Annotated in this window: 18 protein-coding genes; 11 read left to right on the top strand and 7 right to left on the bottom strand. The window is 56.1% G+C overall.

Annotation, left to right across the window (positions count from 1 at the left end; genetic code table 11):
• The first annotated feature begins 113 nt into the window (after nucleotides 1–113).
• From cytR to rraA, 6 genes are all read left to right on the top strand, one after another.
• Nucleotides 114–1,142: a DNA-binding transcriptional regulator CytR gene (gene cytR / locus ABLV07_RS21545; RefSeq protein ID WP_015368928.1), complete on the top strand. Its 1,029-nt coding sequence runs from the start codon at nucleotides 114–116 to the stop codon at nucleotides 1,140–1,142.
• Between the two features lie 93 nt (nucleotides 1,143–1,235).
• The gene (ftsN, locus tag ABLV07_RS21540) at nucleotides 1,236–2,204 is read left to right on the top strand and encodes a cell division protein FtsN (RefSeq protein ID WP_071596034.1); all 969 of its coding nucleotides are present in this window, start codon (nucleotides 1,236–1,238) and stop codon (nucleotides 2,202–2,204) included.
• A 91-nt stretch (nucleotides 2,205–2,295) separates the two neighbouring features.
• The gene (gene hslV, locus ABLV07_RS21535; protein ID WP_015368930.1) at nucleotides 2,296–2,826 is read left to right on the top strand and encodes an ATP-dependent protease subunit HslV; all 531 of its coding nucleotides are present in this window, start codon (nucleotides 2,296–2,298) and stop codon (nucleotides 2,824–2,826) included.
• Nucleotides 2,827–2,835: 9 nt separating this feature from the next.
• A complete protein-coding gene (gene hslU, locus ABLV07_RS21530) occupies nucleotides 2,836–4,170 on the top strand; it encodes an HslU--HslV peptidase ATPase subunit (protein ID WP_015368931.1) in 1,335 nt (444 codons plus the stop codon).
• Nucleotides 4,171–4,237: 67 nt separating this feature from the next.
• A complete protein-coding gene (menA, locus tag ABLV07_RS21525; protein ID WP_032715618.1) occupies nucleotides 4,238–5,164 on the top strand; it encodes a 1,4-dihydroxy-2-naphthoate polyprenyltransferase in 927 nt (308 codons plus the stop codon).
• A gap of 92 nt (nucleotides 5,165–5,256) precedes the next feature.
• Nucleotides 5,257–5,742 carry a ribonuclease E activity regulator RraA gene (rraA, locus tag ABLV07_RS21520; protein ID WP_015703948.1) on the top strand — a complete coding sequence of 162 codons (486 nt, stop codon included), beginning with the start codon at nucleotides 5,257–5,259 and terminating at the stop codon, nucleotides 5,740–5,742.
• A gap of 68 nt (nucleotides 5,743–5,810) precedes the next feature.
• On the opposite strand, the gene pfkA is transcribed toward rraA, so the two are convergent.
• From pfkA to cpxP, 3 genes are all read right to left on the bottom strand, one after another.
• Nucleotides 5,811–6,773, bottom strand: a complete 963-nt coding sequence (gene pfkA / locus ABLV07_RS21515; RefSeq protein ID WP_015368934.1) for a 6-phosphofructokinase — start codon at nucleotides 6,771–6,773, stop codon at nucleotides 5,811–5,813.
• A 203-nt stretch (nucleotides 6,774–6,976) separates the two neighbouring features.
• Complete coding sequence (gene fieF / locus ABLV07_RS21510) at nucleotides 6,977–7,873, bottom strand: CDF family cation-efflux transporter FieF (RefSeq protein WP_213200389.1); 897 nt, start codon at nucleotides 7,871–7,873, stop codon at nucleotides 6,977–6,979.
• 158 nt (nucleotides 7,874–8,031) lie between these two features.
• Nucleotides 8,032–8,535 (bottom strand): cell-envelope stress modulator CpxP, encoded by a 504-nt coding sequence (cpxP, locus tag ABLV07_RS21505; protein ID WP_015368936.1) that lies wholly within the window; start codon nucleotides 8,533–8,535, stop codon nucleotides 8,032–8,034.
• A 149-nt stretch (nucleotides 8,536–8,684) separates the two neighbouring features.
• On the opposite strand from cpxP, the gene cpxR reads away from it, so the two are divergent.
• On the top strand, nucleotides 8,685–9,383 hold the full coding sequence (cpxR, locus tag ABLV07_RS21500; RefSeq protein WP_015368937.1) for an envelope stress response regulator transcription factor CpxR: 699 nt from the start codon (nucleotides 8,685–8,687) through the stop codon (nucleotides 9,381–9,383).
• A complete protein-coding gene (gene cpxA / locus ABLV07_RS21495; protein ID WP_015368938.1) occupies nucleotides 9,380–10,753 on the top strand; it encodes an envelope stress sensor histidine kinase CpxA in 1,374 nt (457 codons plus the stop codon). Before cpxR ends, cpxA begins: the two co-directional genes overlap by 4 nt.
• A 62-nt stretch (nucleotides 10,754–10,815) precedes the next feature.
• On the opposite strand, the gene yiiM is transcribed toward cpxA, so the two are convergent.
• Nucleotides 10,816–11,490 carry a 6-hydroxyaminopurine reductase gene (gene yiiM / locus ABLV07_RS21490; protein WP_032715404.1) on the bottom strand — a complete coding sequence of 225 codons (675 nt, stop codon included), beginning with the start codon at nucleotides 11,488–11,490 and terminating at the stop codon, nucleotides 10,816–10,818.
• 72 nt (nucleotides 11,491–11,562) lie between these two features.
• A complete protein-coding gene (sodA, locus tag ABLV07_RS21485; protein WP_015368940.1) occupies nucleotides 11,563–12,183 on the bottom strand; it encodes a superoxide dismutase [Mn] in 621 nt (206 codons plus the stop codon).
• A 290-nt stretch (nucleotides 12,184–12,473) separates the two neighbouring features.
• Between sodA and rhaT the strand changes: the two genes are divergently transcribed.
• Nucleotides 12,474–13,508, top strand: coding sequence for an L-rhamnose/proton symporter RhaT (gene rhaT, locus ABLV07_RS21480; RefSeq protein WP_032706783.1), 1,035 nt, complete (start codon nucleotides 12,474–12,476; stop codon nucleotides 13,506–13,508).
• Nucleotides 13,509–13,515: 7 nt separating this feature from the next.
• On the opposite strand, the gene rhaR is transcribed toward rhaT, so the two are convergent.
• Together rhaR and rhaS are read right to left on the bottom strand one after the other, a co-directional pair.
• Nucleotides 13,516–14,364 carry an HTH-type transcriptional activator RhaR gene (gene rhaR / locus ABLV07_RS21475; RefSeq protein ID WP_015368942.1) on the bottom strand — a complete coding sequence of 283 codons (849 nt, stop codon included), beginning with the start codon at nucleotides 14,362–14,364 and terminating at the stop codon, nucleotides 13,516–13,518.
• 72 nt (nucleotides 14,365–14,436) lie between these two features.
• Nucleotides 14,437–15,273, bottom strand: coding sequence for an HTH-type transcriptional activator RhaS (gene rhaS / locus ABLV07_RS21470; protein WP_015368943.1), 837 nt, complete (start codon nucleotides 15,271–15,273; stop codon nucleotides 14,437–14,439).
• Nucleotides 15,274–15,584: 311 nt separating this feature from the next.
• On the opposite strand from rhaS, the gene rhaB reads away from it, so the two are divergent.
• The gene (rhaB, locus tag ABLV07_RS21465; RefSeq protein WP_015368945.1) at nucleotides 15,585–17,051 is read left to right on the top strand and encodes a rhamnulokinase; all 1,467 of its coding nucleotides are present in this window, start codon (nucleotides 15,585–15,587) and stop codon (nucleotides 17,049–17,051) included.
• The gene (rhaA, locus tag ABLV07_RS21460; RefSeq protein WP_262854170.1) at nucleotides 17,048–18,307 is read left to right on the top strand and encodes an L-rhamnose isomerase; all 1,260 of its coding nucleotides are present in this window, start codon (nucleotides 17,048–17,050) and stop codon (nucleotides 18,305–18,307) included. Before rhaB ends, rhaA begins: the two co-directional genes overlap by 4 nt.
• The last annotated feature ends 55 nt before the right edge of the window (nucleotides 18,308–18,362 follow it).

Genomic DNA, 18,362 nt, shown 5'->3' with positions numbered 1-18,362 from the left:
CCGTCACGTTTTTCATGAAAATTCTGTAACTCTCAGGCTGTACTATCTGTTAAAAATGTTGCTGATGTCAGCACGCAAGGGATGTGTCTGCGCAGTCAGCGAGGAGAAACCAGGTGAAGCCCAAAAAACAAATGGTTGCCGCCACCATGAAAGACGTCGCCCTGAAGGCAAACGTTTCAACGGCAACCGTATCCCGTGCGCTAATGAATCCCGACAAAGTGTCGCAGGCAACCCGCAGTCGGGTGGAGCAGGCGGCGCAGGAAGTCGGCTATTTACCGCAGTCGCTCGGGCGTAACATGAAACGCAATGAGTCGCGGACGATCCTTGTGATCGTGCCGGATATTTGCGATCCCTTCTTCAGTGAGGTGATTCGCGGCATTGAAGTGACCGCCGCCGACGAAGGCTATCTGGTGCTGATCGGCGATTGCGCCCATCAGAATCAGAAAGAAAAAACCTTTATTGATCTCATTATCACCAAACAAATTGACGGTATGGTGCTGCTGAGCTCGCGCCTGCCGTTCGACGCCAGCGTCGAAGAGCAGCGTAATTTGCCGCCGATGGTCATGTCGAACGAGTTTGCGCCGGAGCTGGAGCTCCCTACCGTGCATATCGATAACCTGACCGCCGCGTTTAATGCCGTTAATTATCTCCACGAACTGGGGCATCAACGTATCGGCTGTATCGCCGGGCCGGAGGATATGCCGCTGTGCCATTACCGGCTGCAGGGATATGTTCAGGCGCTGCGCCGCAGCGGTATCACCGTCGATCCGCACTACATCGCCCGCGGCAACTTTACTTTTGAAGCCGGGGCCAACGCGCTGGAGCAACTGCTGGCGCAGCCGGTGCCGCCGACCGCGGTCTTTTGCCATAGCGACGTTATGGCGCTGGGCGCATTGTCGCTGGCCAAACGCCGCGGCCTGAGGGTGCCGGAAGATTTATCGATTGTTGGGTTTGATAACATCGCGTTGTCTGAATTTTGCGATCCGCCGTTAACTACCGTTTCACAGCCGCGTTTTGATATCGGCCGTGAAGGAATGCTGCTATTACTCGAGCAAATGCAGGGCCGTAACGTCAACAGCGGCTCGCGTCTGCTCGATTGCGAACTGATCGTTCGCGGCAGTACGCAAAAAATCAGACGATAACCATCAGGCTTTCGGGCCTGCTCTTCTGGTCAAAGGCCCGCCGCTTAAGTAACATGGCGGGCTGACGAACGAATATAAGACAGCGAAACGATAGTGGCACAACGAGATTATGTACGCCGCAGCCAACCGGCTCCTTCGCGGCGCAAAAAGAGCAGCCCCCGAAGCTCAAGGAAAAAGCAGAGCAGCCTTCCGGCGATTTCACCGACTATGGTTGCGATCGCAGCGGCCGTGCTGGTGGCCTTTATCGGTGGTCTGTATTTCATTACCCATCACAAGAAAGAAGAAGCGGAAGCGCTGCAGAACCGTCAGGCGGCAGGCAACGGTCTCCCGCCGAAACCGGAAGAGCGCTGGCGCTATATTAAAGAGCTGGAAAGCCGCCAGCCGGGCGTTCGCGCGCCGACTGAGCCAACCGCCGGCGGCGAAGTGATGAAACCCGAGCAGCTTACCGACGAGCAGCGCCAACTATTGGCGCAAATGCAGGCGGATATGCGTCAGCAGCCTACGCAGCTGACTGAAGTGCCGTGGAACGAACAAACGCCGGCGCAACGTCAGCAGACGCTGCAACGTCAACGTCTGGCGCAGCAACAGCAGCAGGCACAACAGCAGCAGTGGGCGCAGACGCAGCAGCAGACCGCGCAGCAACAGCCGCGCGTCCAGCAGCCGAAGCCGGTGCAGCAACAGCAGCCGAAGCAAACAGCGTCCAACCAGCAGCCGTACCAGGATCTGCTGCAGACGCCGGCGCATAACACCACTGCGCAGCCGAAAACCCAGGCCGCCGCGCCGGTCGCCCGCGTAGAAGAAGCGCCGAAAGCCGCGGCCGCCGAGAAGAAAGACGATCGCAGCTGGATGGTTCAGTGTGGTTCCTTTAAAGGCGCCGAGCAGGCCGAAACCGTGCGCGCTCAGTTGGCCTTTGAGGGCTTTGCTTCGCATATCACCACCAACAACGGCTGGAACCGGGTAGTGATTGGGCCGCTGAAAGGCAAAGAGAACGCCAACGATATGATCAACCGTCTCAAGATGGCCGGACACGCAAACTGCATTCGTCTCGCCGCCAGGGGTTGAAACCCCAAAAATCCCCCCCATCTATAATTGCATTCTGCCCCGCGTAACCCGCGGGGCCCCTATTCCGCTTTTGCAACCAAGGGGTCTGCTCGTGACAACAATAGTTAGTGTTCGCCGTAATGGCCATGTCGTTATCGCCGGTGATGGCCAGGCCACGCTGGGCAACACCGTGATGAAAGGCAACGTGAAGAAAGTGCGTCGTCTGTACAACGACAAAGTGATCGCTGGTTTCGCTGGCGGTACCGCTGACGCCTTCACCCTGTTCGAACTGTTCGAGCGTAAGCTGGAGATGCATCAGGGCCATCTGGTGAAAGCCGCCGTTGAGCTGGCGAAAGACTGGCGTACCGACCGCATGCTGCGCAAACTGGAAGCGCTGCTCGCCGTCGCTGACGAAAACGCGTCGCTTATCATCACCGGTAACGGCGACGTGGTTCAGCCAGAAAACGATTTGATTGCGATTGGCTCCGGCGGGCCATATGCCCAGGCCGCCGCTCGCGCGCTGCTGGAAAACACCGAAATGGGCGCTCGCGACATCGCCGAGAAAGCGTTGGATATTGCAGGGGATATCTGCATCTATACCAACCACTTCCACACCATCGAAGAATTACCTTCTAAAGCGTAAGGATCTCCCATGTCTGAAATGACCCCACGCGAAATTGTCAGCGAACTGGACAAACATATTATCGGCCAGGACGCGGCCAAGCGTTCTGTTGCTATCGCCCTGCGAAACCGCTGGCGCCGTATGCAGCTTAATGAAGAGCTGCGTCATGAAGTCACGCCGAAAAACATTCTGATGATAGGCCCGACCGGCGTCGGTAAAACCGAAATCGCCCGTCGCCTGGCGAAGCTGGCCAACGCACCGTTCATCAAAGTTGAAGCGACCAAGTTCACCGAAGTGGGCTATGTTGGTAAAGAAGTGGACTCTATCATCCGCGATCTGACCGACGCTGCGATCAAAATGGTACGCATGCAGTCCATCGATAAAAACCGCTATCGCGCCGAAGAAATGGCCGAAGAGCGTATCCTCGACGTGCTGATCCCGCCGGCGAAAAATAACTGGGGCCAGGCTGAACAGCCGCAGGAACCTTCCGCTGCGCGCCAGGCATTCCGCAAGAAACTGCGCGAAGGCCAGCTTGACGACAAAGAGATCGAAATCGATCTCGCCGCGGCGCCGATGGGCGTTGAAATCATGTCCCCTCCGGGCATGGAAGAGATGACCAGCCAGCTGCAGTCCATGTTCCAGAACCTGGGCGGCCAGAAACAGAAACCGCGTAAGCTGAAAATCAAAGACGCGATGAAGCTGCTTATCGAAGAAGAAGCGGCGAAGCTGGTTAACCCGGAAGAGCTGAAGCAAGAAGCTATCGACGCCGTTGAACAGCACGGTATCGTGTTCATCGACGAAATCGACAAAATCTGTAAGCGCGGCGGCAACGCCTCCGGCCCGGATGTGTCTCGTGAAGGCGTTCAGCGCGACCTGCTGCCGCTGGTGGAAGGCTGCACCGTCTCCACTAAACACGGGATGGTGAAAACCGATCACATTCTGTTTATCGCCTCCGGCGCGTTCCAGGTCGCCAGCCCATCAGATTTGATCCCGGAACTGCAGGGCCGTCTGCCGATCCGCGTTGAGCTGAAAGCGCTGACTACCCATGATTTCGAACGTATTCTGACCGAGCCGAATGCCTCCATCACCGTGCAGTACAAAGCGCTGATGGCGACCGAAGGCGTGAATATCGAATTCACTGAAGATGGTATCAAGCGTATCGCTCAGGCGGCATGGCAGGTTAACGAAACCACCGAAAACATCGGCGCGCGTCGCCTGCACACGGTGCTGGAACGTCTAATCGAAGACATCTCTTATGATGCCAGCGAAATGAACGGCCAGACGGTGACCATCGACGGCGATTATGTCGGTAAACACCTGGATGTTCTGGTGGCAGATGAAGATCTGAGCCGTTTTATCCTATAATCCGGTTCAATGCATTTTCATCACACACGGTGGGGCTATGATAGCCCCATTTTTTTGGCTGAAAGAAATGACTGAACAACCGATAACACGCACTAAGGCCTGGCTTGAAAGCCTGCGTCCAAAAACATTACCCCTGGCTTTCTCCGCTATCATCGTCGGCACCGCGTTGGCGTGGCAGCAAGGCCGCTTCGATCCGCTGGTCGCGCTGCTGGCGCTTATTACCGCCGGTTTGCTGCAAATTTTATCTAATCTCGCCAATGATTATGGCGACGCCGTCAAAGGCAGCGATAAACCTGACCGTATCGGGCCGCTGCGCGGAATGCAAAAAGGCGCCATCACCCAGTCGCAGATGAAACGCGCGCTGATTGTAACGGTAGCGCTGATTTGCCTGTCCGGCCTGGCGCTGCTGTTCTCCGCCTGGCAGACAATGGCGGACTTCATCGGCTTTATGGTACTCGGCGGGTTGTCGATTATCGCCGCTATCACCTATACCGTTGGCACGCGTCCTTACGGCTATATTGGCCTTGGCGATATCTCGGTGCTGGTTTTCTTCGGCTGGCTGAGCGTCGTCGGCAGTTGGTATCTGCAGGCGCACAGCATCGAGGCGGTTATTTTCCTGCCCGCTACCGCCTGTGGCCTGCTGGCCGCCGCAGTGCTGAATATCAATAACCTGCGCGATATCGATAGCGACCGCCTGAACGGTAAAAACACGCTGGCGGTTCGTCTGGGGCCGGTGAACGCTCGCCGTTATCACAGCGTCCTGCTGCTTGGCGCTCCGCTGTGCCTGGCGCTGTTTAACCTTCTGGCGCTACACAGTCTATGGGGCTGGCTGTTTATTCTCGCCATTCCGCTGCTGGTAAAACAGGCGCGTTTTGTCATGCGTGAACGCGAACCGGTGGCGATGCGCCCGATGCTGGAACGCACGGTCAAAGCGGCATTATTAACCAACCTGCTGTTTGTCATCGGGATTATCGGCAGCAAGCTGGCGGCATAACTGACAAATATCAATTAACAATTGATGATTTTGCAAACAATGCAGTTCACGGGATATACTAAAAATTCTCGCAGCAACTGAACGTTAAGCCTATGAAATACGATACTTCCGAGCTTTGCGACATCTACCAGGAAGATGTCAATGTCGTGGAACCGCTGTTTTCCAACTTTGGAGGGCGGTCGTCGTTTGGTGGACAGATCATTACGGTAAAATGTTTCGAGGATAACGGGTTGCTCTACGATCTGCTCGAGCAGAATGGCCGTGGTCATATTCTCCTTATCGACGGCGGCGGTTCCGTGCGACGCGCGTTAATTGACGCCGACCTGGCGCGTCTGGCGGTACAGAACGAATGGGAAGGGCTGGTGGTCTATGGCGCGGTGCGCCAGGTTGACGACCTGGAAGATTTAGATATCGGTATCCAGGCGTTAGCCGCCATTCCTGTGGCCGCTGCAGGGGAAGGTATCGGCGAAAGCGACGTGCGCGTCAATTTCGGCGGCGTTACCTTCTTCTCCGGCGATCATCTGTATGCCGACAATACCGGTATCATCCTTTCCGAGGATGCGCTGGATATCGAATAACGCGCTCGATAACGCCCTAATAAAAAAGGCCTTCTCACTGAGAAGGCCTTTTTGTTATGCCGCGAAACTTAGTACAGTTTCTTCGCGCAATCCATCCAGTCAGACTTGAACGGACGCTTCATATTTTCGATAGCATCAATGATGTCGTGGTGAACCAGCTTCTCGTTCTGGATACCAACACAGCGGCCGCCAAAGCCCTGCAGCAGCAGTTCGATGGCATATGCGCCCATACGGGAAGCCAGAATACGGTCGTAAGGAACCGGAGAGCCGCCGCGCTGAATGTGACCCAGCACGGTCGCACGAGTTTCACGGCCCGTTTCTTTCTCAATGAAGCTAGCCAGTTCGTCAACGTCGCACATGTGCTCGGTGATGGCCACGATCGCGTGTTTCTTACCTTTCGCGATGCCGGCTTTGATTTCAGCCACCAGATCGTCACGGGTATATTCTACTTCCGGCACCATGATGAACTCACAGCCGCCGGCAATCGCCGCCGCCAGAGTCAGATCGCCGCAATAGCGGCCCATTACTTCCACCACAGAGATACGCTGGTGCGAAGAGGAGGTGTCACGCAGGCGGTCAATCGCTTCAACAACGGTGCTCAGCGCGGTAAAGAAACCGATAGTGTAGTCAGTACCTTTGATGTCGTTATCGATGGTGCCCGGCAGGCCGATGCAAGGGAAACCCATCTCGGTCAGACGCATCGCCCCCATATAGGAACCGTCGCCGCCGATAACAACCAGCGCGTCCAGGCCGCGCTTTTTCATATTTTCAATGGCGACAGCGCGAATATGCTCTTCGCGGAATTCCGGGAAACGAGCGGAGCCGAGGAAGGTACCGCCACGGTTGATCATGTCGGACACGCTGTAACGGTCAAGCTGAACCATGCGATCTTCATACAGGCCGAGGTAACCGTCATAGATTCCAAAAACTTCCAGACCTTCCGTTAATGCCGCGCGCACAACGCCGCGAATTGCTGCGTTCATGCCCGGCGCATCACCGCCACTTGTCAACACACCGATTTTCTTAATCATGACTACCTCTGAACTTAGGAAGCAAAAAATAATCCTGTTGCCTGAAGCGCTCCCATACCAGGAGTGCACGACGATAATTGCAATAGTATATCAAACGCTTCTGGCTGAATTGATTCAGGTCAGACCAAATGGCGGTAATTTATACAAAAAATGCCTACCCGCCCCACATTTTTACATCGAGTTTACAGACTATAACCGAAAGCTCAAAAAACGCCCTGCCGCGCCGGCGGCACTACAGAACAGGGATCCTGATGGATGATGACATCCGATCCCGGGAAACGGCGCAAAATAGCCTGCTCCACCTGGTCGGCGATCACATGCGCCTGTACCAGCGGGAGGTTATCTTCCATTTCCAAATGTATTTGAATAAAGCGAGTCGGCCCTGACTGCCGCGTTCGTAGATCGTGCGCGCCGCTGACGCCGGGCCAGCTGTTCACGATACTGATGATTTCCTGACGTTCCTCATCCGGAAGCGCACGGTCTAATAACGATTGCACCGCGTCGTAACCCATACGCAGCGCGCTATATAAAATATAGATGCCAATCCCTAATGCAAACAGCGCATCGGCGCGGTGCCAGCCGTACCAGGAGAGGCCGAGGGCGATAAGAATAGCGCCGTTCATCATAACATCAGACTGATAATGAAGCATATCCGCACGCACGGCCTGGCTCTGGGTTTTTCTGACCACCCAGCGCTGAAAGGTCACCAGCATCAGGGTGCTTATCAAGGCGATCAGCGTCACCACCATCCCGACGCCCGCCGCCTGCATCGGTTCAGGGCGAATCAGATGCTGGATCCCGGTCAGGAACAGAAACAACGCCGAACCAGAAATAAACATGCTCTGCGCCAGCGCCGCCAGCGATTCCGCTTTCCCATGGCCAAAAGTATGTTCTTCATCAGCAGGTTGTAGCGAGTAACGCACCACCAGCAGGTTGGTCAGCGAGGCGGCAATATCCACCAGCGAATCCACCAGCGCCGCCAGAATACTCACCGAACCGGTATACCACCACGCAAAAATTTTGATCAAAAGTAACACGGAGGCCATCGCCGTCGCGGCAATAGCCCCGCGACTCACCAGCCGCCCATAAGATTGATTCATAAACGCTCCTTTTCCGGCGATGCGCTTAGTATAACCTGAACTTTTACCCGGAAGATGAACGGGCATGCGGCGGCTGAGGCGAAAAAAAGACAAAAAAAACCCCCACATCATGTGGGGGAAGACAGGGATGGTGTCTATGGCAAGGAAAACAGGGTTTGTTACTTGGGTTGCACGGTACTGCTACTACTGGAAAGCATCATGGCTGAGCCTTTCTGCATCCTTGCAACCTCACGCAACTGATCCATACGCTGCTGGTGCTTAGCATTTAAAACCGCTTGCTGCTCAGGAGTTAGCAGGTGGTACATCTGGTTGCGGACTTTCGCCATTTCTACCTGGCGGGCAACCTGTTCCTGCGCCATCTTTTCTGCCTGAGCGCGCACAGCGCTTTCATCAAATTTATCTGCGGTGACAAGGCTATGCATTGTCTCCAGTTCGCTAACATTAACAGGGAGCCGGTCATGGCGCGCCCGTTGCATAAGATCCCGTAACTGCTGTCGTTGCTGTTCGGTTAGACTTATGCCGTCAAACATATGGCTCTGGCCGCTGCGCTGGGCTCCCTCTTCACCGTGGAGCCAGTTAACGCCGGTAACGACTTCAGCGGCTTGGCTAGTAGCACTTAGCGCCAGCGTTGAGGCCATGACGGCAGCGATAACATTGCGCATCACATACTCCCAAAACGTTTGTGTCGCGATTCAACGAGAGACAGTTTACGATTCAGGCTGCAAACATGCGTCAGGGGGTGTAAAACAACGTAAAGTCATGGATTAGCGAGCCTTGATGACGTAATTTCTGCCTCGGAGGTATTTAAACAATGAATAAAATCCTGTTAGTTGATGATGACCGGGAGCTCACCTCCCTGTTAAAAGAGCTGCTCGATATGGAAGGTTTTAATGTGCTCGTTGCCCATGACGGTGAACAGGCGCTGGCGCTTCTTGACGACAGCATTGATCTCCTTTTGCTTGATGTGATGATGCCGAAGAAAAACGGTATCGACACGCTTAAAGAATTACGTCAGACACACCAGACCCCGGTTATCATGCTAACGGCGCGCGGAAGCGAGCTGGATCGCGTTCTCGGCCTCGAACTCGGGGCGGATGACTATTTGCCTAAGCCGTTTAACGATCGCGAGCTGGTGGCCCGTATACGCGCGATTCTGCGTCGTTCCCACTGGAGCGAGCAGCAGCAGACCACCGAATCCGGTTCTCCGACCCTGGAAGTGGATGCGTTAAGCCTCAATCCGGGTCGTCAGGAAGCCAATTTTGATGGGCAAACGCTGGAGCTGACCGGCACCGAGTTCACCCTGCTGTATCTGCTGGCGCAGCATCTGGGTCAGGTGGTGTCACGTGAACACTTAAGCCAGGAAGTGCTGGGCAAGCGGCTGACGCCGTTCGACCGCGCTATCGATATGCATATTTCCAACCTGCGGCGTAAGCTGCCGGAGCGCAAAGACGGCCATCCGTGGTTTAAAACATTGCGCGGACGCGGCTATCTGATGGTTTCTGCTTCATGATTGGAAGTTTAACCGCACGCATCTTCGCTATCTTCTGGCTCACGCTGGCGCTGGTGTTGATGCTGGTACTGATGTTGCCCAAGCTGGACTCGCGCCAGATGACCGAGCTGCTGGAAAGCGAGCAACGTCAGGGCATCATGATTGAGCAGCACGTCGAGGCCGAACTGGCGAACGACCCGCCTAATGACCTGATGTGGTGGCGACGCCTGTTTCGCGCCATCGATAAGTGGGCGCCGCCGGGGCAGCGACTGTTGCTGGTCACCAGCGAAGGCCGCGTGATCGGCGCAGAACGCAACGAAATGCAGATCATTCGTAACTTTATCGGCCAGGCCGATAATGCCGATCATCCGCAGAAGAAGCGTTACGGACGCCTGGAGATGGTCGGCCCGTTTTCCGTCAGGGATGGTGAAGATAATTATCAACTTTATCTCATCCGCCCTGCCAGCACTTCACAATCCGACTTCATCAACCTGCTGTTTGACCGTCCGCTATTACTGCTTATCGTGACGATGCTGGTCAGCGCCCCGCTGCTGCTCTGGCTGGCGTGGAGTCTGGCGAAACCGGCGCGCAAGCTGAAAAACGCCGCCGACGAAGTTGCCCAGGGTAACCTGCGGCAGCATCCTGAACTGGAAGCCGGTCCGCAGGAGTTTCTGGCCGCCGGGGCCAGCTTCAACCAGATGGTGACCGCGCTTGAGCGAATGATGACCAGCCAGCAGCGGCTGCTGTCGGATATCTCGCACGAGCTACGCACGCCGTTAACCCGTCTGCAGTTAGGCACTGCGTTGCTGCGCCGCCGCAGCGGTGAAAGCAAAGAGCTGGAGCGTATCGAAACCGAAGCGCACCGGCTGGATAGCATGATTAACGACCTGCTGGTGATGTCGCGTAATCAGGCGAAAAACGCGCTGGTCAGCGAGACGGTGAAAGCGAATCAGCTGTGGGGCGAAGTGCTGGACAACGCGGCATTTGAAGCCGAACAGATGGGGAAATCCTTCACCGTTGAGTATCCGCCGGGCCCCTGGCCGCTGTACGGTAACCCTAATGCGCTGGAAAGCGCGCTGGAAAATATCGTGCGCAACGCGCTGCGCTACTCGCACACGAAAATTTCCGTCAGTTTCTCGGTGGATAAAGACGGAATCACGGTCAACGTCGATGATGACGGCCCGGGCGTCAGCCCGGAGGATCGCGAACAGATTTTCCGTCCGTTCTATCGTACCGACGAGGCTCGCGATCGCGAGTCCGGCGGCACCGGTCTGGGGCTGGCGATTGTCGAAACGGCGATTCAGCAACATCGCGGCTGGGTTAAAGCCGACGATAGCCCGCTGGGTGGGCTGCGTTTAACAATCTGGCTGCCGCTGTATAAGCGTACTTAACCCTGTCCCGTCTTGCGCTACGCTGAGCCGGGCTACTGGTTACAACGTTCAATATGGGGGAATTATTTCCCCCATAATCTGCGCGAATTATCCTCGATCTGCCCGCTTAAACGCCGTTTCTGCATGGTTCTGCTCCAGCTTACCGACAGGCCCGCCGCCGATAGCAGACGGTGATACTGGTCGTCATCAAACGGCATATGCCAGGCAATCGCACCAGCCTCATGCACGCTCACGTCGCTCAGACGCGATACCAGCTCCAGCGGCGCATCGCTGGAAACCCGGCCGCCGGCGATAATGCGGTAGAGCCAGCCAACCTTGCCGCTGTTTTGCATCAGTTGCGCCATATCGCTAATACCGAAATGGTAATTCAGTTTGAAGCAGGGAGAGCGCGGTTGAGTGACCTGAATCAGCGCCTCGCCCCAACGAAAGATATCGCCGATATAGACGTTTTTTTCCGTTAGCCCTTCAGTAGAAAGGTTTTCGCCGAATGCGGGGGCGCAGAACAGATCGGCCTGCTGCGGGAATTCGCGGATCCAGTCGAGGTAATGCTCGCGGGGATAGTGGCACAGCGCGCGATCCGGCCCGCCGTGAATTTTCTTTTCCGCCTGCTCGTCCCCTTCCAGCCCGAGATCGCCGAGCTGTAATTCGCCATCGACCTGGATTTTGCTAATTGCACTGGGGCGGCTACCGTCGTAGTCCCTGATTTTGCCGACAAAGACATTCACCGGATAATGCATTGCTGCTCTCCTTGCTACGGATATAAAAAAAGCGAGTCATCAGACTCGCTTCTCTCTTAGCACAATGCAACCTTATTTTTTGGCGGCAAAACGCGCTGCTGCTTCGTCCCAGTTAACCACGTCCCAGAAGGCTTTGATGTAGTCCGGACGGCGGTTCTGGAATTTCAGGTAGTAAGCGTGTTCCCACACATCCAGGCCGATAATCGGGAAGCCGGAAGCGCCGGAAATGGCTTCGCCCATCAGCGGGGAGTCCTGGTTAGCGGTAGAAACGACGGCCAGTTTGTCGCCTTTCAGCACCAGCCACGCCCAGCCGGAACCAAAGCGGGTTGCTGCCGCTTTTTCGAATTCAGCTTTGAAGTTGTCCACAGAACCGAAATCACGCTCGATAGCGGCTTTCAGGTCGCCCTGCAGGGTGGTGCCGGTTTTCAGGCCTTTCCAGAACAGGCTGTGGTTAGCGTGGCCGCCCGCGTTGTTACGCAGTACGGTTTTTTTGTCAGCCGGCAGTTGATCAAGCTTAGTAATCAGCTCTTCCGCGGACAGGTTAGCGAATTCCGGCAGGCTTTCCAGCGCTGCGTTAGCGTTGTTAACGTAGGTCTGGTGATGCTTAGTATGATGGATCTCCATCGTCTGCTTGTCGAAATGCGGTTCCAGAGCATCGTAAGCGTACGGCAGGGATGGCAGTGTATAACTCATAATCATCTCCATTATTATCGGGCGGCAGAGGGTGTTAACGCCGCGTAAGCAGTCGGTTCATTATAGTTAATTAAATGATATTGAAAATGATTATCAATGCCGTAGTTTTACTAAGGTTATACCCAAAATAGATACACGCCGGTTTGTGAGCCAAAACAACCCATTAAGCCCCTGATTGCCAGAGTTTCGTCTGAGGTGGCAACAGCTCAAAGGCGTAAAAACTGCGCAATTTTTACACTCATCGCATCGGAGAGAGTCTATCCAACCCAACACAGATGAGGGTAAAGGCAATGAATCATGCGATTACGATGGGAATTTTTTGGCATTTAATCGGCGCCGCCAGTGCCGCCTGTTTTTATGCCCCTTTCAAGAAGGTGAAACACTGGTCGTGGGAAACCATGTGGTCGATCGGCGGGATTGTTTCCTGGCTGATTCTGCCGTGGGCGATAAGCGCCATGCTGCTGCCCGATTTCTGGGCCTACTATCGCTCATTTAGCGCTTCCACGCTGTTGCCGGTGTTTTTGTTCGGCGCGATGTGGGGCATCGGTAACATCAACTATGGCCTGACCATGCGCTATCTGGGGATGTCGATGGGTATCGGTATCGCTATCGGCATTACGCTTATCGTCGGTACCTTAATGACGCCGATCCTCAACGGCCACTTTGATGTGTTGATTCACACCAAAGGTGGACAAATGACCCTGCTCGGCGTGCTGGTGGCGGTGATTGGCGTGGGTATCGTCACCCGCGCCGGCCAGCTTAAAGAGCGCAAAATGGGCATCAAAGCGGAAGAGTTCAACCTGAAAAAAGGGCTGATGCTGGCGGTAATGTGCGGTATTTTCTCCGCCGGCATGTCATTTGCGATGAACGCCGCTAAACCAATGCATGAAGCCGCCGCGGCGCTGGGCGTCGACCCGCTGTATACCGCGCTGCCAAGCTACGTGGTGATCATGGGCGGCGGCGCGCTGGTTAACCTCGGCTTCTGTTTTATTCGCCTCGCCAAAGTGAAGGATTTGTCGCTAAAAGCCGACTTCTCACTGGCAAAACCGCTTATCATCAGCAACATTCTGCTTTCCGCATTGGGCGGGCTAATGTGGTATCTGCAGTTCTTCTTCTATGCCTGGGGCCACGCCAGTATCCCGGCGCAGTATGACTACATGAGCTGGATGCTGCATATGAGCTTCTACGTACTGTGTGGCGGGCTGGTTGGGCTGGTGCTGAAAGAGTGGAACAACGCCGGACGCCGCCCGGTCAGCGTGCTCAGCCTCGGCTGCGTGGTGATTATCATCGCCGCGAATATCGTCGGCCTGGGAATGGCTAACTGATTTCCCCTTACGCGGCGGCGCGACTGCGCTGCCGCCACTGTCCCGGCGTCATGCCAATTTCCCGATTAAACACCACCGAAAAATAGTTACTGTCCTCAAACCCGCACTGCATGGCGATCTCGCCGATTAGCCGCTCGGTATGCTGCAGTAAATACTGCGCATGGCAGATCCGCAGCTGGCGCAAATAGTGGGTTATCGTCATCCCCGTTTGCTGGCGAAACTGCTGGCGTAGCGCGCGTTCGCTGCAGCCTTCATGCAGACAGAAGCTATCCAGATTAAAGGGGCGATTCAGACTTCCGGCCAGCGCCGTTAGCAGTTTATCGAGCTGTGTTTCGCTTTGCGTCGCCGCCAGGTTATCAGTGGCGTAGCGATAGCGCTGGAGCGTCAACACCAGTTGGGCGAACAGCAGCTCCGCCATGCTATCCGCCTGCGCATCCTGCCGCGCGCTTTCGTGCTCCAGCTGGTTAATCACCTGCCTGACCTGCGCCATGCCGCTGCTGCCGATCCGCCAGTGCGGCTGCCACGGCGTGCCGAATAATCCCGGAATATGCGCCGCCCAGTCAAAATTGAGCCGCAGCCGATCCGGGCAATAAATAATATTCTGCAGCACCAGGTCGTTGACCGACGCATAAGAGTGTTTATCTTCCGCGCGAATATAAAAGAGATCGCCGCGGGTAATCCGCCACGGGCGATCGTTGAGGATATGCAGACCGTTGCCGCGCCACACCAGCACCAGCTCGCAAAATTCATGGGTATGCTCGGCAAAGACGTTTTGCGGGTAGCGGTCAGCCACCGCCACCGCCTGCGAGGGGGAGGCAAAAAACTCATCTTTGCGAAGCACCAGCTGACCTACCACAACTCTCACTCCCGACGCGGAAACCAACCATTATTCGCATTTTGGTGAGGCAATACGTTGACTCTTCTCGCGTTACTGAAGAATAGCGTCGCGCCCCTGGCGAATATCGCGCGGCGACCAGTCGAATTCACGGCGAAATAGCGTCGAAAAATGGTTACTGTCGCCAAAACCGCAGCGATAAGCGATTTCTGTCACGCTATCATCGCTGTGGCGCAGCAGGTGCCGCGCTTTCATCAGGCGCACCCGGTTGAGGTAGCGCTGGGGCGTCAGCCCGGTTTGCAGCTTTAACTGGCGATGCAGGGTGCGTAAAGAGAGCGAAAACTGCGCCGCTACCTCCTCCCAGCATATCTCTTCGGCAAAATGGTCTTCCAGCCAGGCCATCAGCTGATTCAGCCGCGCCTCGTGGTTGCCGGCGCCTTCCGCCAGGCTGTTGCTGTGCAGTAGCACCAGTAGCTGCATAAAAAGGATTTCACGGCTGGCGATGGTATGCGGCTCGACGCCAGGGCCGATCTTTTCCATCTGGCCGACGATTTGCCGCACCTGCTGCAGCACCGTCTGATTGACCCGCCAGTGTGAAAGATAGTTACCGTCCTGCTCCTGCGGCAGCAGCTGGTTCACGCCAGTCAGAAAACGAAAAGCATCCGGCGCGCGGTAGAGCACGTTGGTCAGACACAGGTTATTGGTGTGTTCGTAAAGATGACGATCGTGATCGCGAATAAAGCAGACCGAACCGCCGCTGATGGTATAGGGCTGGCCGTTGAAAACGTGAATGCCCGTACCCTGCTCGACGATAACAATCTCATGAAAATCATGGTGATGCTCAGGGAAAGCCGCTTGAGGAAGCCGCGGTTCAATCGCCACCGCCGAGACGCCGGCCTTAAAGAAATCCGTACTGTGCAACACGGTCATAGCAGCCTCCACGAATGAGAAAAATTATCAACCGTCGTCGCAAATAGTAATTAAGGGCCGGCAATCCGGCCTTCAATTTTTGACCGCAAACCGCGTAAAGCCTGCCGTTTTTTCAAGAACCAGCCGGAAATATCCGGAACTGCGGCCAGCATCACACCCCGCCTCGCGCCGCCCATAAAACGAAACTGTGACGCTTCTCACGGTCACCTTTGCTGTGTTGCCAGCCGCCCGCTTTCGCTGTCAGTAGCGAGAAGGTGACGCAGAGACGCCTTTTTTAGACTGCCTGTAATGATTTTAAGAAGGGTCGTGCCATGAGTATTCGTCATTGTGTCGCCGTTGATTTAGGCGCTTCCAGCGGTCGGGTCATGCTCGCGAATTATGCAACCGCGACGCGATCGCTGACGCTGCGCGAGGTTCATCGTTTCACTAACCGCCTGCAGAAAGTCGATGGCTACGATTGCTGGGATATCGATAGCCTGGAAGCGGAAATTCGTTGTGGGCTGGTGAAAGTATGCGAACAGGGGATCCTGATCGACAGCATCGGTATCGACACCTGGGGCGTTGATTTCGTCTTGCTGGATAAGCGCGGCCAGCGCGTCGGCCTGCCGGTTTCTTACCGCGATAGCCGCACTCACGGCCTGATGGCGCAGGCAATCGAACAACTTGGCCGCGCCAATATTTACTGCCGCAGCGGCATCCAGTTTCTGCCGTTTAACACCCTTTATCAATTGCGGGCGCTGGTCAGCCAGCAGCCGGCGCTGGCGGAACAGGTCGCCCATGCGCTGCTGATCCCAGACTACTTCAGCTACCGCCTGACCGGCGCGATGAACTGGGAATACACCAACGCCACCACCACGCAACTGGTCAATATCAATAGCGATAACTGGGATGACGAGCTGATCCGCTGGAGCGGCGCGCAGCCGGACTGGTTCGGTACGCCGACGCATCCGGGCAATGTTATCGGCCACTGGATCTGCCCGCAGGGTAACCGCATCCCGGTGGTCGCCGTCGCCAGCCACGATACTGCCAGCGCCGTGATCGCCTCGCCGCTGGCGGACAAAAATGCCGCCTATCTCTCATCGGGCACCTGGTCGCTGATGGGCTTTGAAAGTAAAACGCCTTACACCAGCCAGCAGGCGCTGAAGGCGAATATCACCAATGAAGGCGGCGCCGAGGGGCGTTATCGGGTACTGAAAAACATCATGGGCCTGTGGCTGCTGCAGCGGGTACTGCAGGAGCAGAACATTAGCGATCTGCAGGCGCTGATTGTCGACACATCGCAGCTACCGGCCTGTCGTTATTTGATTGATTGCAATAACGATCGCTTTATCAACCCGGCCAATATGAGCGCCGAAATTCAGGCCGCCTGCGCGGAGTCCGCCCAGCCGATCCCGGTCACTCCCGCCGAACTGGCGCGCTGCATTTTTGACAGCCTGGCGCTGCTGTATGCCCGGGTATTGGACGAACTGGCGGCACTCCGCGGCCACCCTTTCAGCCAGCTGCATATCGTCGGCGGCGGCTGCCAGAACGCGCTGCTTAACCAGCTGTGCGCCGATGCCTGCGGCCTGCCGGTAGTGGCCGGCCCCATTGAAGCCTCCACGCTTGGCAATATCGGCATCCAGCTGATGACGCTGGATGAACTGCACAACGTCGATGAATTCCGTCAGGTGGTAGGCGACAACGCGTCGCTCACCACGTTCACCCCACATTCAGATAGCGAAATTGCCCGCTTCGTCGCGCAATTTCAGCCACAACCTACAAAGGAGCTTTGCGCATGACCACTCAACTTGAACAAGCCTGGGAAATTGCTAAGCAGCGCTATGCCGCCATCGGCGTTGATGCCGAAGAAGCTCTGCGTCAGCTGGACCGCCTGCCGGTATCAATGCACTGCTGGCAGGGCGATGACGTGGCGGGCTTTGAAAACCCGGAAGGCAGCTTAACCGGCGGCATTCAGGCCACCGGCAACTATCCCGGCAAAGCGCGTAATGCCCAGGAGCTACGCGCCGATCTCGAACAGGCGCTAAGCCTGATACCGGGGCCGAAGCGCCTTAATCTGCACGCGATTTATCTTGAGTCCGCCACGCCGGTTGCGCGTAACGAAATCAAGCCGGAACACTTTAAGCACTGGGTGGAATGGGCCAAACGCCACCAGTTGGGGCTCGATTTTAACCCTTCCTGCTTCTCACATCCGCTAAGCGCCGACGGCTTTACGCTGTCGCACGCCAATCCGGAGATTCGTCAGTTCTGGATCGATCACTGCAAAGCCAGCCGCCGCATATCCGCTTATTTCGGCGAGCAGCTTGGGACGCCATCGGTAATGAATATTTGGGTGCCGGACGGCATGAAAGATATTACCATCGACCGCTTCGCCCCGCGCCAGCGGCTGCTGAACGCGCTGGATGAGGTCATCAGTGAAAAACTCGATCCGGCGCACCATATCGACGCCGTTGAGAGCAAACTGTTCGGTATCGGCGCCGAAAGCTATACCGTTGGCTCCAATGAATTCTACATGGGCTACGCCGCCAGCCGTCAAACCGCGTTGTGCCTGGATGCCGGCCACTTCCATCCGACGGAAGTCATCTCCGACAAAATCTCCGCCGCCATGCTCTATATCCCGCGCCTGCTGCTGCACGTCAGCCGCCCGGTACGCTGGGACAGCGATCACGTGGTGCTGCTGGATGACGAAACCCAGGCCATCGCCAGCGAAATTATCCGCCACAACCTGTTCGACCGCGTGCATATCGGCCTCGACTTCTTTGATGCCTCCATCAACCGCATCGCGGCGTGGGTTATCGGTACCCGCAACATGAAAAAAGCCCTGCTGCGCGCGCTGCTGGAGCCGACGGCGCTGCTGCGCCAGCTGGAAAACGACGGTGATTACACCGCCCGCCTGGCGCTGCTCGAAGAGCAGAAATCGCTGCCGTGGCAGGCCATCTGGGAAATGTACTGCCAGCGTCACGATACGCCGGCAGGCAGCCAGTGGCTGGAAAACGTGCGGACCTATGAAAAAGACGTGCTGAGCCAGCGCGGCTAATGCCTGACTTCCCCGGATTGCGCCATATGGGGCTTATTCGGGGAATCACACCTAT

The sequence above is a fragment of the Klebsiella sp. CN_Kp097 genome, assembly GCF_040064495.1.
Classification (GTDB): Bacteria; Pseudomonadota; Gammaproteobacteria; order Enterobacterales; family Enterobacteriaceae; genus Klebsiella; species Klebsiella aerogenes.
The sequence above is the reverse complement of the archived record's forward strand: the minus strand, read 5'-3'. Positions and strand labels throughout refer to the sequence as shown.

Excerpts from the sequence above, each read along its gene's own strand:
- hslU (WP_015368931.1), top strand. The coding sequence starts at position 2,836 with ATGTCTGAAATGACCCCACGCGAAATTGTCAGCGAACTGGACAAACAT.
- menA (WP_032715618.1), top strand. The coding sequence starts at position 4,238 with ATGACTGAACAACCGATAACACGCACTAAGGCCTGGCTTGAAAGCCTG.
- rraA (WP_015703948.1), top strand. The coding sequence starts at position 5,257 with ATGAAATACGATACTTCCGAGCTTTGCGACATCTACCAGGAAGATGTC.
- pfkA (WP_015368934.1), bottom strand. The coding sequence starts at position 6,773 with ATGATTAAGAAAATCGGTGTGTTGACAAGTGGCGGTGATGCGCCGGGC.
- fieF (WP_213200389.1), bottom strand. The coding sequence starts at position 7,873 with ATGAATCAATCTTATGGGCGGCTGGTGAGTCGCGGGGCTATTGCCGCG.
- cpxP (WP_015368936.1), bottom strand. The coding sequence starts at position 8,535 with ATGCGCAATGTTATCGCTGCCGTCATGGCCTCAACGCTGGCGCTAAGT.
- cpxR (WP_015368937.1), top strand. The coding sequence starts at position 8,685 with ATGAATAAAATCCTGTTAGTTGATGATGACCGGGAGCTCACCTCCCTG.
- cpxA (WP_015368938.1), top strand. The coding sequence starts at position 9,380 with ATGATTGGAAGTTTAACCGCACGCATCTTCGCTATCTTCTGGCTCACG.
- yiiM (WP_032715404.1), bottom strand. The coding sequence starts at position 11,490 with ATGCATTATCCGGTGAATGTCTTTGTCGGCAAAATCAGGGACTACGAC.
- sodA (WP_015368940.1), bottom strand. The coding sequence starts at position 12,183 with ATGAGTTATACACTGCCATCCCTGCCGTACGCTTACGATGCTCTGGAA.
- rhaT (WP_032706783.1), top strand. The coding sequence starts at position 12,474 with ATGAATCATGCGATTACGATGGGAATTTTTTGGCATTTAATCGGCGCC.
- rhaS (WP_015368943.1), bottom strand. The coding sequence starts at position 15,273 with ATGACCGTGTTGCACAGTACGGATTTCTTTAAGGCCGGCGTCTCGGCG.
- rhaB (WP_015368945.1), top strand. The coding sequence starts at position 15,585 with ATGAGTATTCGTCATTGTGTCGCCGTTGATTTAGGCGCTTCCAGCGGT.
- rhaA (WP_262854170.1), top strand. The coding sequence starts at position 17,048 with ATGACCACTCAACTTGAACAAGCCTGGGAAATTGCTAAGCAGCGCTAT.